Genomic DNA, 15,029 nt, shown 5'->3' with positions numbered 1-15,029 from the left:
GCACGTCACCACAACCGCTACCTGCGCTCACCACACCGTGCCTCAAACTCGCCTTACCGACCCGCTACGTGCCGACCGCCATGCTCACCGGCTCGAGACTGACGTAGCGGTTCTCGGCGCGGAACATGTCCATTTCGACAAGCCAATTCTGTCCTGCTGCACTGACATTCACCACCGACGGGCCGATCTGCTCGATGATCACCTCGAAGCCGTGTCGCTGTCCGTCGGAGAGACTGGTTCCCGCGGGCGCGATGGTGATCACCGTCGCCGGTCGGGGAGTCGGCGAGATCGCCGCCTCGATAGCGCCGCCTTCGGCCGCGCCGAAGCCGTTGCCCCGTCGCGGGGCATACTCGACCACGCTCACGGTGGTCCGGGGTGCGGGGCGCGAGCTGCTGACGACACTGATCTCCGGCATTCGTACGCTGGCCCAGCGTGACATGTCGCGGGTGTGCACGCAGACCCGCTCGCCGGCACCGGCGGTGCGGATCACGATCCGTTTGGCGATCGGGTCGTCGGCGGCGACGAACACCCGCGACAGCTCACCGGCGTCGGTGACCGGCATCAGCAGCCGGTCACCGTTGCTGAGCTTGCCGATCAGCACGCCCGACGGGCCGATTTCGGTGACCAGTTGCGCGGGCAGCGGGCTGCGGCGCAGCCCACGCAGCCGCGGACGGGGACCGCACATGTTCGCGGCCGCCGCGGCCGCCTGCTCACCGTTCAGCCGACGCAGGATCACGCTGGGCGGTGTGGGCGCGGGCGTCGGCGTGCGCACGGTGACGGTCGCGGTGCATCGGGCGTCCGGAAAGACCGTGACGTTCTGGATGACCTCGTCGGCCCGCAGGGTCCACGCCTGCGACAGGTTGCGCGACGTGATCGCCTCGGCCGGATACGCATAGGTGGTCATCCAACCCGCTTCCCCGCGGATGGCTTTCCATCGCTGCGCGCTGCCCGACACCGCGTCCCCGCCAAGCCGGCGATCGAGCTCGACGAGGTCGGTGGCGTTGGCCACCTTCGCGCGCAATCCTTGGCAGCGCAACAACCCCGCAATGCGTTGTGCAACCGAAATGGCGGCGGCGCCGACGGTGGTGCGCCAGAACAGGGCCTGAGTGTTGTCCATCACCGCCAGCCGCACGATCAGCCACGTCTCCCGCCGGCCCGCGTAGGGCGGCGTTCCGATCTCCGAGTCGTACACCCGAGGGAAGTCCCCGATGGTGCCGTGCCGCGAGCCGATGGTGACGACGCTGATAGAATCCAGCTGCAGGCCCAGGGCCTGGTGCAGCATCGGCACCAATTCGACGATGTCGAGCACATTTTCGGTCTCGACGGTCACCGAGCCGGTCACCATGGTCGCCCGGTGCCCTTTGCCGAGCAACTGCACCGCGACCACGGCGACGCCGTCGTGCACGCGGACGCCGCCACCAGATCGGTTGTTGGCCACGGTGACCGGCGGAGCCCAGTCGATCGGTCGCCGGCCGCGCCGCCACAGCACGGCCCATGACCACGCCGGCTGACCCCACCAGCGCACGAAGACCAGCGCGACCCCCACCACCGCGGCAACGGCGGCGCCGATATACCCGCCGACGAGCCAGCCGGCGAACGCGAGGGCGAACACCACCCAGATGCCGACCACCCGGCGGTTGCTGCCGCTGGAGAACCCCGTCAGGTCGGCCCTCATCGTGCCCTGCGCAATCGCGCCGCGATCGCGAACACCAGCACACCGGCGGCCACGGTCCCCAAGAATCCGATGGCGATGTTGCGGGCGCGGTGGTCGGGTGGCGGGGGCGGCGGCGCCGGTGTGATGACCCGGCTCTGCGCGCCGGGGGCCATCCGCTCGCCCGGCGGAATGTTGAAGGTCAGCGCGGCGACCGGATCCACCAACCCGTACCCGACTTTATTGTCAACGCCCGCAGGCGGATTGTGCGCCGACTGGACGATCCGGTTGATCACCTGATGCGCGCTGAGGTCGGGGAATTTCGCCCGCACCAACGCCGCGACCCCGCTGACGTAAGCCGCTGAGAAACTCGTTCCCCAGAACGGCATGTTCTTCTCGCCCGGCCGCGACGGCGGGTAGGCGTTGACCGGGCCGCCGCCCTGCGGTGAGAGGCCCATGATGTGCGTCCCGGGTGCGGCCACGCCGACCCAGGGTCCCGACATGCTCTTGTCGAGCGGGGCGCCGCTGGCGTCGACGGCACCCACCGACAGGACATAGTCGGAAAACCACGAGGGCGCCGAAACGATCTTGACCTGATGCCAGTCCCGGGGATCCGACGGGTCCAACGGGTCATACGTCGGGTTGTTGTTACAGCCGGCTTCCCCGTCGTTGCCGGCGGCCGCGACGATCACCGCGTCCTTCGCGGTGGACGCGTACCACAGTGCCGCACCAAGCGCCCGTTGATCGGCCGGGGCCGCGGCGGGCAGGCACGAGGTGACCGAAATGTTGATCACCTTCGCGCCCATGTTCGCGGCGTGAACCACCGCGCGCGCAACCGAATTCAACGTGCCGGCCTTGACCTTCTCGTCGGAGTAGGGGTCTCCCGGCGGGGGGTTTACCGGCTCGAAGGCTCGTGAGGACTGCCGGATCGAGATGATGGTCGCGTGCGGGGCCACCCCCACCACCCCGTCGGGCGCTCCGGGCGGCAGCGGCGGCACCGCGGGTTCGTCGTCGGTCTGCGGATCGGGCGGCCCGTTGGACGCGGCCGTGGCGCCGCCTCCCTCCGGCGGCGGGGGCGGCGGGGGCGGGGGCGGCGGGGGGATGACCTGGGTGATCGTCACCGGCGGGGGCGGCGGTGCGGGCGCCGCCGGCGGCGGAACTTCGACCGGCGGGGGCGGAGCACCGGCGACCGGCGGGGGACCGGCCGGCGGTGGGAACGCCGGAGTGGCCGGCATCGGCCGTGGCATCGGCAAAATCCCTTGCGGCGCAGCGCCGATGATCGAGGCGACGATCGTGCCGTGGGCGTCGCAATCGGACAGCCCGTCCTCTCCCATGATGTAGTCACCACCGGGTACCACCGGTAATCGCGGGGTCGGCGACACCCCGGTGTCGATGACCGCCACGGGTACACCGTTGCCGGTGCTGTATTGCCAGGCCTTCGTGATGTTGAGCAGGTTGAAGCCCGGGGCCAGTTGCGCCACGTCGGGGTTTCTCACGGTGATCGGGCTCGAGCAGCTGTTGGCGCGGCGCATCGGCTGGTCAGATCGTGGTGGCCCGTCCGGCGGCACCATCCCCGGATCCACCGAAGGCGGTGTAACGGCAAGTGCGGCAGGGATATTGACAGACAACGCGACCAGTGCGACAGCGGCGGACAGCGCCGCGGCCTTTCTCAGTGGCGAATCCACGTGAAGAGCCCTCCCAAGGCCGCCGCCGCTGGCAGCAAGACGATGAATGCGAGCACTTCCACCCATTCCACGGTCAACCGGATGAATGGCCGAAACCTCATGGCCGGCACCAAAAGTGCGGCGGCCAAACCCAATGCGGCGAAGGTGGCCACGGCCACCGCGGGCCACATCAGCCCGCTCATCGCGTCTTTGGGCCCGGCGACGGCGTATTTGACCACTCCCGCGCACACCGCAGCGGACGCCCCGCACACGAGGGCGATGGCCTGATACTTGGCGGCGAATCCGCGCCCCTGGGTCAGGAAGATGCCCGCCACGAGTCCGGCCACCACCAGCGCCAACCACGCCCAAGGGCGTCCCGGTGTCAACACCCCCCATACCGCCGCGGGCAGCACGATCGACACCCCGACACACATGCCCACCTGGACGGCGTTGACCAAACGCGCCGAGGCGGCGATCGCGGCGCCACGCGCGGTGATGTCGGTCAGTTCGTTGTCCTCGTCCTCGGATTCGTCCTCACTGACCGGAGACACCGTGTCGACGGGCATCCCCTCGCGCCGCGCGAACAGGTCCCGGCCGGTGATCGAGCCGAAATGCGGCGGTCTGACCCGCGCCACCCACAACGCGATCAGGGGGGTCATCCGGACCAGGACAAGCAATCCGACCAGCACGCAGACCGCGAGCACCTGGGCCGAAGCCGGCCGGAACATGCGGACGGCGGCGACGGCCGCCAGGATCCCGCAAACCGTCACCACCGCGGTGACAACTGCGGTCTGCCAACGGTTTCGCGCGGTCACTCCGATGGCGATGGCACCCAGGATCACGATGACGGCGCCGATCAGTCCATGCGCCGCGCCAAGTAGTCCCGGGGGTGCGCAGGCGCCGGCGGCCGCCAGCGACAACACTGCCAGCCACGCGAACCCGCTGAACAGGTCGCGCCGCTCTTGCCACCCGCTGCGCACCACCAGCGTCGCGACCAGGAGCAGGGCGCCGACCGCTCCCGCCACCGCGGCCGGGATGGGCCCGTCGGTGAACGTCCGTGCCCGCAGGGTCAGCGCCACGATGACGCCGACCGCCATCGCGATCACCGCGACCGCCGTGTGCGCGGCCGTCAGCGGCGTCACCGGGGCAAACATCCGGTCGCCACCGTCGCGGCCCAGCCACTTGCCCATGGCCGCCAACCCCGTTGACAAAGATTCGTATTGCGGTTCGAACGACTCGCCGTCCACCCGGGGCACCAGCACCAAGGTGTCGCCGTCCTGGACCCCCAGCTCGTCGAGGCTTTTGTTGATATCGAGCCGAACGCCGTTGATCTTGTGCAGTTCGTAGCTGCCCGCCGGCAAGGCGATGCCGTCAAAGCCTTTGCGCTTCAGGTCGGCGTCGAACAGCTCGACCATTCCCTCGAAGAATCCCTCCATCGGAATTCCGGCGGGGAATACCTGGGAGCACAGATGCTTCTCGTAAGAAATGTTGACCGCACAACGCGCCGGGAAAGCGACCTTATGCGGCGCTGTCACGGCATCGACCGCTCAGCGTCAGGAATATATTTGTCCGCCAGCCCGGCGGTGATTTCGAAAAGGCGCAATCGCGACTTCTTTTTCAGCTCGTGAACCGTATCGATGATGCCACCTTTTGCGAGGTGCGGATCGAACGGCAGCACTTCGACCGTCGCCCCGACCTTGGTGAACCGCTCGGTCAAGTAAGCCAGCGCGTCCTTGTCGGTGATCTGGTCGGTGTGGTTGACAATCACCGTGCTGCGCGAGACCAGCTCGTGGTAGCCCTGCGAACGCAAATAATCCACCGCCCGCAGCACCGGACGTGAGCGGTCCGCGGTGATGCCGGAGACGAACACGAGCGTGTCGGTGTTCTCCAGCACCGGCTTCATCACTTCGTGTTCGAGGTCGGGAGAGGTGTCCACGATCATCACCGTGTGGGTGCGCCGCAGCCGCGACAGCACCCCGGAGAACATCGCGGGCACCAACGGCCTGGGCTGGTCGGAGGTACGGTTACCGGCCAGCACGTCAAGCCCGATGACGTTCTGCCCCAAGTGTTCTCGAATGTCGGCGTAACCCTGGACATCGGTGTCGTTGATGATGGCTGTGTAGTCGCCGGGCGGGGACTCGTCGATGCGGTCGGCCAGAGTCCCGAAGCCCGGGACGGCATCGATGGCAATCACGTTCTGCGGGCGGCATTCCCGGAACACGCCCCCGATGCAGGCGGCGAGTGTCGTGACGCCCACCCCTCCCTTGCCGGAGACGACCGTGATGACGTATTGCCGCCGGATGTGCCGTCGGATGCGATTTTGCAAATCCCGGTAGTGCCGTTCCCGGGGCGACTCACCCGGATTTATTTTGTGAAACGAGATGGAGTAAATGAATTTCCGCCAGCCCGACCCCGGTGGAATTTTCCGCGGTGCGGCCAGATCGGTAATACGCATGGTGTCGGATACCGAATCCGGGAAGTTGGTGCCCCCTGACGGATCCCCCCGTCTGAGCGCTCCTTCGTCCGACATATTCGGGTCATTCCAAGGGCTCGTCACGACGCGATGCTAACACGGTTGGCGATAGCGCGTTTACCCGTTCAGAAACCTTTCAAGTGCGACACGCGTTGCTATTCCAAGACTTTGGTTATCTAAGTTAGTTTCGACGCGGTTCCCGACACCTCACACCACTCGCCGATACGAATGCCACTCGTCGCCGGCGGGCAACCGCCGGATGAGGCGTTGGATCGCTCCACCGATGTCGGTGCGCGAGCCCGGCGAGAGAATCTGGTACTGACGCTGTCCCGAGGTGACGCTCTCGATGCAGATCCGGCCCGCGGGGGTGTCGACGATGGACACCGTCGAGTCGCCTACGGCTACCCGCGCCAACTCGTCCGGCCCGACCCCGGCCTGCAGCCCGACGATGTTCGCGTGGGCGGACCGCGCCGGGTCGGCGGCCGCCAGGACCATCTGCAGCTGGTCGGCGTCGAGCCGCTGTTCGAGCAGAAACGCCCGCAGGCTGGCAGTGTCGCGGACCGAGTTCAGTAACTGCTCGGTATCCAGGGTGACCGGACGCAGCGGCGCCGCCTCGGCTACACCGCACAGCCGCTCGACCTGTCCGACCAAAAGGTCGCTGGCCGAGGCTTCGTTGCCGGCCGTGCCGGCGGGATACAGACGCACCAGGTCCCCGTGGCGCTCCAACACGACCCACCACGTCGCGAACCGGCAGATCGATGCCCGGGTCGGCTCACGACCCGGGACGCCGATCATCACCAGCAGTGCGAGGTCTCGTCGCAGCAGCACCGTCAGCCACTCGCGAATCATCGGGTCGACGTTGCCGGCCTCATCGAGCGCACCGGCGGCCATCAATTCGGCGGCCGCCGGGTGGCTCCTCGCGCGCTCTGGGGTGTCCAGACGCGGCAACATCGGCCGCAGCCCCAGCTCAGGACAGGTCTGCTCCACACCGGTGACCGCTTGCAACACCCATAAGCCATCGACCGTCGTCGTCAGCATGTCGCCGTGCCTTCAGTCAATGAGTTACCCAACCGGTGGATGAGACACCAAAGGTGGGGCAAACACGCTCGGCGCAGCTGCCCCACCTCCGCTTGTCTCGGTGTCGAGCGGAACTCAGAACAGACCGGCGATGTGCTGGTCCGTGCTGATTGCGTTGTCCAGCACGTGGGAGGTGGTCACGCCGTGCTGGCGGATGGTGTCGATAAGACCCTGAAGCCCGGACAGCATCTGCGCCTGCGCCTCGAAGAAGCCCGATGCACCGTGGCCGGCGAAGAATTCCTGCAGGGCGTGCGTGCGGTTGGAGGTGTCGTCGAAAATCGATTGCAGCTGGCCGGCGCGGGAGGCGACGTCGGTGGCGAAGTCGGCTACGGCTCCCGGGTTATAGGTGATCGGGTCGGACATTGTCGAGTTCCTTTCAAAAGACCGTTAATGGAATTGCGAATGAGTGGATGGTTACGAGCCGTGGCCGCCGAAAAGCGCGCTAAACGCGTGCGAAGAATCCGCCTCGTGGCCTTCCATCAGTGCCGCCGCCTTCGAAAGTCCTTCGGCCAGCCGCGTGCCGCCGGTCAACACTTTGTTCAAGTCGTTTTGCACCTCGATTGCCGTTGCGTGCGATGCCGTCACAGCAGAACCAGACCAAGTGGACGGGTTCATCACGTTTTCCTGATTCGCGACGTATCCCTGGCCAATCCCGATCGCGTGCTCCATATTCGCCTGGATAGCGTTGGAAGCGTCGCGAAGCATTTGCGGTGTTACTTTGATTGTCACGGAATTCTCCTTCTCCGGTGGGCCGCCCCCCGTGAGGGCATGAAGCGAAGTGTATGGCGGCTATTTGGACCTGTCGATTCACCTTTCACCAGGGGGGTTGGCTTCACACTCGAGCGTCGACCACCCGCACCGTCGCCGGCTGGTCGGCTTTGTCACGGGAGCCACGATCGCCTCCCGCCCCGTGCCCCACCGGCATTCCGCCCATCGGGGCACCACCCATCGTCGTGGTCTGCGGTCGCATGGCCTCGGCGCCTAATGCCCCGGCCGGTCGCAGCCCCACCGGCCGGCCACTGGTGGCGGGCTCGAAGGCGCTGACCGGGCGGGTGAAACTGGTCGCGGGCATACCTGCGCCGCCCATGGATGCTCCGCCGCCGGCACCGGACTCCGCTGCGGAAAGCCCGGTGGTGGCAGAGACTGCCGACACCGCCGGCGTGGCCCCGCCCATGCCCATGGCGCCGGGGTTGGAGAACATGCCCATCAGCGGGTGCATCATCTGCATCGGAGTCTGCATCATCTGCATGGGCGCCTGCATCACCTGAGGGACCGCTCCGATCAGCTGCTGCGCCGGCTGCATCAACGAGCCGGCCTGACTCATGAAGTCCTGGCCGCCCGAGGCCGCCTGACCGGCTCCTTGCGTGCCCGTCTGCGCGCCCTGCATGGCGGCGCGCATGCCGTCGCCGGCCCCTTCCTCCGCCGCCGACTCACCAATCGCCGCTGCAGCCTGGGCGGGCGCGGCCGGTGATGCGCCCATGGTCGCGACCGGCGGCGGAATGGTCAGGCTTTGCGATAAGGCCGTCAGGATGGTGCCGTAACTGGCCCCGACGGCGGAGTTGTTCGGCCACATCGAGCCGAAGTACTCGAGTTCCAGGGACGTGATTCGTGGCGTCAGCGCCCCGAGAACCAGTGGGTTGATGCCGTAATCGGTCGCGGTCTCGGTGCGGTTCGCGATGCATTCGGGGGCGGGGCGCATCGAGCCGTACGCCATTTGGTACGCCGAGACCGCGGTCGAGACGACCGCCGGCTTGACGTCGACCCAGCCGGCCAATCCGTGCAGTGACGCGTTCAGTGCGGTCGCGTTTGCCGCCGAGGCCAACGATCCCGAGCCCGTCCAGCTCGCCGACGTCGCAACGGTGTTGATCGTTGACGCGATGCTGGAGCCGTGATGGGTGGCCGCCAAGGCGGTCCAGGCTGCCTGGTTAGCCAAGTGAGTGATGACACCGGCCCCCGCCTTGAGCAGCATGTCGTTTTCCTCAGGCGTACGCGCAGCCCACCCCGGATCGGCCATGCGTACTTCCCCCTTAGAACGTGCTAGCTGTTAAGCCCCGATTGCCATCGTCAAGCTGCGCATGAGCTCCGTGACGACGTAAGTGCTGGAGGCGATGCTCTGCGTGCCGGCGAACAGGCCACGCTGGGCGGCGTGCTCGGAGACTACGCCCAAGTAGCTGCCGCCGCAGGCGTTGAGCGCCGCCGCGAACATGGCCGAGTCGGGGTCGCCGCCCATCGGCAGCACTCCCAGCAGGACTGGCGCGGCCGCCGAAGCTGCTGCCTGGGTCTCTGCGCTGATGGCCGACTCGGCGCCCGCCGACGCCAGAACCGCCTCTGTCTGCACCGACGTGAAAGCTCCCATGATTTCCCTCCGAAGGCTCCACCCAAATCCACGTGCCTGGCGCCTTAGTGTAATGCGGTTTGACTGATCTTGTATTCACAACAGTTTTGGCCGCACTCAAGGCCCCCGGAATTCGGTTAAGCAGGGCTGGCCCAAGCCCGAAAACGCTGGATTCCCACAAGGAATCGGTGATAAACCTCAGTCGCCACTCATGACCCGGAAGTCACAAATGCACCTTGGTCACCGTCAGGTCATCACACCCTGGCCATTTCATCTGGTCGCGGTCGTGATGGCATCCGGCTTCGAGTTTGATGCCGAACGGGTCGTACCAAAAGGTGGCGTAATAGTGGCGGGGATATTGCGGGAAATGGCGAGGCGCGGGCATGACGGCGCCGCCGATTTTGACGCCATGGTCATGCACCGCGTGCACCGATGATCGGCGTCGCGCAACAAACGCCAGGTGTTGTAGACCGGTGCGCGGCGGTGAATACTCATGCGACTCACCCGCTGGATAAAAGAACAGTTAAGTGCCCGGCCTGTTTTCGGCGGGTCGATAGGCAAATTCGTCGTCGACATGAAGAACGGCGTGAAGCCGACGAGGGGCATCAGGGGCGTCGTCCTACCGTTTTGCTGGCGGCCGGCCGCTACGCCGGGCCACGCCCATCGCCGGCCAACCGCAGCAGCAGCCGGGTACCGCCGAGCGGGCTGGTCTGCAATGCCGCTGTGCCGCCGTGCAATTCGGCCTGCTGGGCGACCAGCGCAAGGCCCAGCCCCGAACCCGAGCGCGAGGCCGTCGAGCCGCGGGCAAAGCGTTCGAAGACGGTTGCGCGTTCGGATTCGGGAACGCCGGTGCCGTCGTCGTCGATCGCGATCTCCACGCCCTCACCGGAACTGCCGACGGTGAGCAGGATCTTGCCGGCGTTGCCGTGCTTGACGGCGTTGGCGATCGCGTTGTCGATCACCAGCCGAAGCCCCGTGGGCAGCCCGATCATCAGCACTGTCGGCGAGGGCACCAGCGACACTTCCACATCGGGGTAGATGCGCAGCGCGTCGTGAGCGGCACGATCCAACAGTTCGGTGATGTCGAAAGGGACGAAATCGTCGACGGTGGTCAGTTCGCCCTGGGCCAGCCGCTCCAGCGCGGTCAGGGTGGCCTCGATGCGGCTCTGGGTGCGAATGACGTCACCGATGACCTCGTGACGCTGCTCGGGCGGCAGGTCCAGGGTGGACAGCACCTCGAGGTTGGTGCGCATCGCGGTCAACGGTGTGCGCAGCTCGTGGGAGGCGACCGCGGCGAAGTCGCGTGCCGACTCGAGGGCGGCCTTGGTGCGCTGCTGCTCCTTACCGATGCGGGCCAGCATTCCCTCGACGGCTTCGGCGATCTCGACGGCCTCCCGCACGCCGCGCACCTGCACCTCGTCGGGACTCGACTGCGCATTGATCGCCCGGGCCTGCTGTGCCAACAGCAGGAACGGATTGACCATGATCAGCGAGATCACCCAGCCCACCACGACGGTGCCGCCGATCACGCTGGCACAGATCAACAGCACCCGCAGATGCAACTCGTTGATCCGGTGCTGGGCTTCGGCCAGCGGCGCGGCCAGCGCGATGGATGCGGGACCCGCGGTGAAGGTGCGGACGCGGTACTTCACCCCGTTGATGGTGGTGTTGGCGTAGCCGTCGGGCAGCTGGGGCACCACGATGCTGCTGGGCACCGACACGGTGGCCCCGCCGATCCGCGCGGTACGCACCAAGTTGCCGTCCGGCGCGGGACGGTCCGGACTCGTGTGCTCCGCGTTGTTGAGCAGGCTGCTGATGTCGCCCAGGCTGCTGACCGAATCAAGCCGGCGGTCGAGCTGGCTGTACTGATCGTTGGTGACGCCCACCCACACCCAGGTGCCCAGCAGGACGACCAGAGTCATCACCGATAGAGCGGCAACGATGACGATGGTGCGCAGCGACAGCACTCGCATCGGCAGCTGTACACGCGGTAGGACGCGAATGTCAGGCTCCTTCAGTGGTCGCTGGTTGACGGTGGGGGCGCGGCCGACCAGGCGGACCTGGTCAACCAACCCGCCTACAACCCTCACAGCAGTACCGGCCCGGCACGATCAAGCGCAGTGGTGTTTCGCAAGAATTTAACGCTAGCCGCATCGCCTTCCTTCTCCTCCGTCACGTGCCGAAACCGGGCCGATTTTGCCCCGACCTCGGTGAGTGAGTACTCTCTCACCATGCTCGCCTCCGGACGTGACCGGTTGCTGTCCGCAGCGCTGCGGCTCTTTGCCGCCAAGGGCTACGCGGCGACGTCAGTGGCCGACATCCAGCGGGAGTCGGGTCTGGCGCCCGGCTCAGGCGCGCTCTACAAGCACTTCGGCTCCAAGCGCGAGCTGCTGGAGGCGGCGGTCGCACACCGGATCGACAGCATCGTGGCCGCGCGCGAGGAATACGACGCCGGGCAGCCGGGCAGCGTTGAGCGGGCGGTGCGCATCGCCGGCCAGTTGATCTGGAGCAACCTCAAACAGAGCGAGGATCTGCTCAAGGTCATGCTGCGCGAGCCCGACGAGCTCGGCGATCTCGATGAGAAGACGTGGCAGGTGATCACCGACAACGCCTATCAACGCTTCGCCGACGAACTGGCCGCATCGAATCGGTCGGGCCGCACCAGCATTCCCGATCCCGAAGCGGCCGCGGCCGTCGCGATCGGGTCGCTGTCCTACGCGGCGACGTTGCAAGCGCTGACCGGTCGCCTACCCGGCAACACCGACGAAGACCGGTACTTCGAGGCGTGGGTGAACCAGACCGTCAGCGTCCTCGCGCAGTACACCAACCCCCGAAAACCGTTGAACACCAATGATTCAGGAGAGCAGCTGTGACCTTTTCACTGCAACTCAGCGAAGACGTGATCGAAGTTCGCGACTGGGTGCACCAGTTCGCGGCCGACGTCATCCGTCCGGCCGCGGCCGAATGGGACGAACGGGAGGAAACCCCGTGGCCGGTGATTCAGGAGGCTGCAAAGGTCGGCCTGTACTCCCCCGACTTCTTCGCGCAGCAGGCCGCCGAAGAAACCGGGCTGGGGATGCTGACCGCGTTCGAGGAGATGTTCTGGGGCGACGCCGGCATCGCGCTGTCCATCATGGGCACCGGCTTGGCCGCGGCGGCGTTGGCGGGCAACGGGACTCCCGAACAGCTGGGGCGCTGGCTTCCCGAGATGTTCGGTACGCCCGACGAGCCCAAGCTGGGTGCCTTCTGCTCATCGGAGCCCGACGCGGGTTCTGACGTCGGCGGCATCCGCACCCGTGCGCGCTACGACGAGGCCGCCGGCGAGTGGGTGCTCAACGGCACCAAGACGTGGGCCACCAACGGCGGCATCGCCAACGTGCACATCGTGGTGGCCTCGGTCCATCCGGAGCTCGGCACCCGCGGCCAGGCCAGCTTCGTCATCGGGCCGGACACCAAAGGCCTGGCGCAGGGACAGAAGTTCAAAAAGCACGGGATCCGCGCTTCGCACACCGCCGAGGTGGTGCTCGACAACGTCCGGCTGCCCGAGGACGCCATCCTCGGCGGCCGGGAGAAGTTCGAAGCGCGAATCGCCCGGGCCAAATCCGGTGCCTCCACGGGTGGCCAGGCGGCGATGAAGACCTTCGAGCGTACCCGGCCCACCGTCGGCGCGATGGCCGTCGGCGTGGCGCGGGCCGCCTACGAGTATGCCCTCGAATACGCCTGCCAGCGTGAGCAATTCGGCCGCAAGATCGGTGAGTTTCAGGCGGTGGCGTTCAAGCTGGCGGACATGAAGAGCCGCATCGACGCGGCCCGCATGCTGGTGTGGCGGGCCGGCTGGATGGCGCGCAACAACCAGAGCTTCGACTCGGCGGAGGGCTCGATGGCCAAGCTGGTGGCCAGCGAGACCGCGGTCTACGTCACCGACGAGGCCATCCAGATCCTGGGCGGCAACGGCTACACCCGCGACTACCCCGTCGAGCGGATGCACCGCGACGCAAAGATCTTCACGATCTTCGAAGGCACCAGCGAGATCCAGCGGTTGGTGATTTCCCGGGCGGTGACCGGCCTGCCCATCCGTTAACGGGCGCACAAGCCACCGGCGTCTGCTAGCTTCTGCGGCACACCAACCGTTAGGGGCTGACGTGAAGCGTGCGGTCATCGCGGTGCTCGGATTCGTGATGGTCGGCTGCTGCGCGGGGGCGCCGCCCCGGGCGTTTGCGGACAAGCCGGCCTGCACGGCGTCGGCGTGTGCCTTCCTGTCGCCGTCACGCAATATCAGTTGCGAAGTCGACTATCAGCGGGGTGCCGGCATCCCCGATGAGACCTACTGCCAGACCAACGAGCCACCGGCGTCCGTGCGCCTGTCCACGACCGGGGTCGTCACCAACTGCACGGGTGTCTCGTGTCTGGGCAACGCGGGAATCGGGACGCCGGTGCTCGCCTACGGCCAAACCGCCGGCGTCGGTCCCTTCACCTGCGTCTCCCAGACCGACGGCGTCACCTGCACCGTGGACTCGGGCCGCGGATTCACGATCTCCAACGGGGGGATCACCCCCATCGGGTGACCGCGTCCACCCGGCGCGACATGATGGCCGGATGACCACCGAGATCCGGGTTCTCGACACCGAGGACGACCTCATCGCCGCGGCCGGCTTGTTTCGCACCGCAATGGTGGGTCTGCCGCCGATGACGAACCTGGCGCCCGGCCAGATCACCAAGCTGCTCGAGCCCGGCCGCACCGTCGGCGCCTTCGTCGATCAACAGCTGGTGGGCACCGCGGACGCCGTGACGAGCACCCTGACCCTTCCCGGCGGAGCCGCCGTGAGCCATGCCGCGGTGACTCATATCGGAGTGCTGCCGTCGTTCACTCGACGGGGCATCGCCACCGAATTGATCCGGCACCAGCTGAACGATGTCGCGGCGCGCGGCGAGGTGGTCGCTTCCTTGCGGGCATCGGAGGCCACCATCTACGAGCGGTATGGCTACGGGGTGGCGAGTTCCTTCCAGAGCGTGGAGATTACGACCGCGCGGGCGGCTTTTCGCCCCGGTGTCGGGTCAGGTGGTCCGGTGCGATTGCTCGGCGCCGCCGAAGTCTGGGACATCTTGCCCCGCATCTATGACGCCCACCGCCCGTCCCGCCCCGGCACCATCGACCGACCCGGCGTATGGTGGGAGAGCGCACGACGGCGCACCGAATCCTTTTCGGGCGCTTGGTATGTCGCCGTGCACGGCGAACCTGGCGCTGAGTCCGGCTTCGCCCGCTACCGGCCCATCGATACGGATAACTGGTTCATTAGCGACCAGCGCAGCGTCGTGGTCGAGGATTTCTTCGCGCCCACCACGGACGCCTACGTCGGGTTGCTGCGGTTCCTGCTCGGCCTGGATCTCGTTCACCGAGTGATGTTTTGGATGCTGCCCGTCGACGACACGCTGCACTGGCTGTTCGCTGATCGCCGCGCCGTGCAGGTCACCGCCGTGCACGACGAAACGTGGCTGCGGGTCATCGATGTGGAGCGGGCGCTCGCCGCACGATCCTACGCCGGCGATGGGACAGTCACCGTCGCGGTGAACGACCCGTTGTTGCAGCGCAATTCGGCGAGCTACCTGATCTCCGGCGCCGGCGCCGAACCGACGACGCGGCGCGCCGACATCCGCGTCGGGATCGAGGGATTGGGTGCCGCGCTGCTGGGCGGTACGAGCTGGCGTAGTCTCACCGCCGCCGGTCTCGCCCGGGCCGACGAAGCGGGGGCGCTGGACGTGGCCGATGAACTGTTCGCGGTTCCCGAGCCGCCGCACGCCGGAACGTTCTTCTGAACGGAACTGACACGC

At 67.0% G+C, this 15,029-nt stretch carries 13 protein-coding genes and 2 pseudogenes; 4 read left to right on the top strand and 11 right to left on the bottom strand.

The window, feature by feature from the left end; all coding sequences use genetic code 11:
- Window positions 1-64 precede the first annotated feature (64 nt).
- The 11 genes and pseudogenes from eccE to ACIUM1_RS15615 form a co-directional block, all read right to left on the bottom strand.
- A complete protein-coding gene (eccE, locus tag ACIUM1_RS15665) occupies window positions 65-1,675 on the bottom strand; it encodes a type VII secretion protein EccE (RefSeq protein WP_406813574.1) in 1,611 nt (536 codons plus the stop codon).
- Window positions 1,672-3,336 carry a type VII secretion-associated serine protease mycosin gene (mycP, locus tag ACIUM1_RS15660; RefSeq protein WP_406813573.1) on the bottom strand — a complete coding sequence of 555 codons (1,665 nt, stop codon included), beginning with the start codon at window positions 3,334-3,336 and terminating at the stop codon, window positions 1,672-1,674. Before mycP ends, eccE begins: the two co-directional genes overlap by 4 nt.
- Complete coding sequence (gene eccD, locus ACIUM1_RS15655) at window positions 3,321-4,850, bottom strand: type VII secretion integral membrane protein EccD (RefSeq protein ID WP_406813572.1); 1,530 nt, start codon at window positions 4,848-4,850, stop codon at window positions 3,321-3,323. Before eccD ends, mycP begins: the two co-directional genes overlap by 16 nt.
- Window positions 4,847-5,872, bottom strand: a complete 1,026-nt coding sequence (locus tag ACIUM1_RS15650) for a MinD/ParA family protein (protein ID WP_406813571.1) — start codon at window positions 5,870-5,872, stop codon at window positions 4,847-4,849. The genes eccD and ACIUM1_RS15650 overlap by 4 nt, the downstream gene beginning before the upstream one ends.
- Window positions 5,873-5,995: 123 nt before the next feature.
- On the bottom strand, window positions 5,996-6,826 hold the full coding sequence (locus ACIUM1_RS15645; protein ID WP_406813570.1) for an ESX secretion-associated protein EspG: 831 nt from the start codon (window positions 6,824-6,826) through the stop codon (window positions 5,996-5,998).
- Between the two features lie 114 nt (window positions 6,827-6,940).
- Window positions 6,941-7,228: a WXG100 family type VII secretion target gene (locus ACIUM1_RS15640; RefSeq protein ID WP_406813569.1), complete on the bottom strand. Its 288-nt coding sequence runs from the start codon at window positions 7,226-7,228 to the stop codon at window positions 6,941-6,943.
- 51 nt (window positions 7,229-7,279) lie between these two features.
- Window positions 7,280-7,570 (bottom strand): WXG100 family type VII secretion target, encoded by a 291-nt coding sequence (locus tag ACIUM1_RS15635; RefSeq protein ID WP_406817697.1) that lies wholly within the window; start codon window positions 7,568-7,570, stop codon window positions 7,280-7,282.
- A 127-nt stretch (window positions 7,571-7,697) separates the two neighbouring features.
- Window positions 7,698-8,879, bottom strand: coding sequence for a PPE family protein (locus ACIUM1_RS15630; protein WP_406813568.1), 1,182 nt, complete (start codon window positions 8,877-8,879; stop codon window positions 7,698-7,700).
- Between the two features lie 105 nt (window positions 8,880-8,984).
- Window positions 8,985-9,221, bottom strand: a pseudogene (locus tag ACIUM1_RS15625) (PE domain-containing protein); the annotation flags it as partial.
- A 202-nt stretch (window positions 9,222-9,423) separates the two neighbouring features.
- Window positions 9,424-9,809, bottom strand: a pseudogene (locus ACIUM1_RS15620) (hypothetical protein); the annotation flags it as partial.
- A 35-nt stretch (window positions 9,810-9,844) separates the two neighbouring features.
- Complete coding sequence (locus ACIUM1_RS15615; RefSeq protein ID WP_406813567.1) at window positions 9,845-11,173, bottom strand: sensor histidine kinase; 1,329 nt, start codon at window positions 11,171-11,173, stop codon at window positions 9,845-9,847.
- A gap of 258 nt (window positions 11,174-11,431) precedes the next feature.
- Here ACIUM1_RS15615 and ACIUM1_RS15610 point away from each other — a divergent pair, with 258 nt between their 5' ends.
- The 4 genes from ACIUM1_RS15610 (at window position 11,432) to ACIUM1_RS15595 (ending at window position 15,014) form a co-directional block, all read left to right on the top strand.
- A complete protein-coding gene (locus tag ACIUM1_RS15610; protein ID WP_406813566.1) occupies window positions 11,432-12,073 on the top strand; it encodes a TetR/AcrR family transcriptional regulator in 642 nt (213 codons plus the stop codon).
- Complete coding sequence (locus ACIUM1_RS15605; RefSeq protein WP_406813565.1) at window positions 12,070-13,281, top strand: acyl-CoA dehydrogenase family protein; 1,212 nt, start codon at window positions 12,070-12,072, stop codon at window positions 13,279-13,281. Before ACIUM1_RS15610 ends, ACIUM1_RS15605 begins: the two co-directional genes overlap by 4 nt.
- 61 nt (window positions 13,282-13,342) lie before the next feature.
- The gene (locus tag ACIUM1_RS15600) at window positions 13,343-13,765 is read left to right on the top strand and encodes a hypothetical protein (RefSeq protein ID WP_406813564.1); all 423 of its coding nucleotides are present in this window, start codon (window positions 13,343-13,345) and stop codon (window positions 13,763-13,765) included.
- Between the two features lie 31 nt (window positions 13,766-13,796).
- Complete coding sequence (locus tag ACIUM1_RS15595) at window positions 13,797-15,014, top strand: GNAT family N-acetyltransferase (protein WP_406813563.1); 1,218 nt, start codon at window positions 13,797-13,799, stop codon at window positions 15,012-15,014.
- The last annotated feature ends 15 nt before the right edge of the window (window positions 15,015-15,029 follow it).

Origin of the sequence: Mycobacterium sp. M23085 (genome assembly GCF_045343915.1) — a bacterium.
GTDB lineage: Bacteria > Actinomycetota > Actinomycetes > Mycobacteriales > Mycobacteriaceae > Mycobacterium.
Note: the sequence above shows the minus strand (reverse complement) of the source record. Positions and strands in the feature narration are given on the sequence as shown.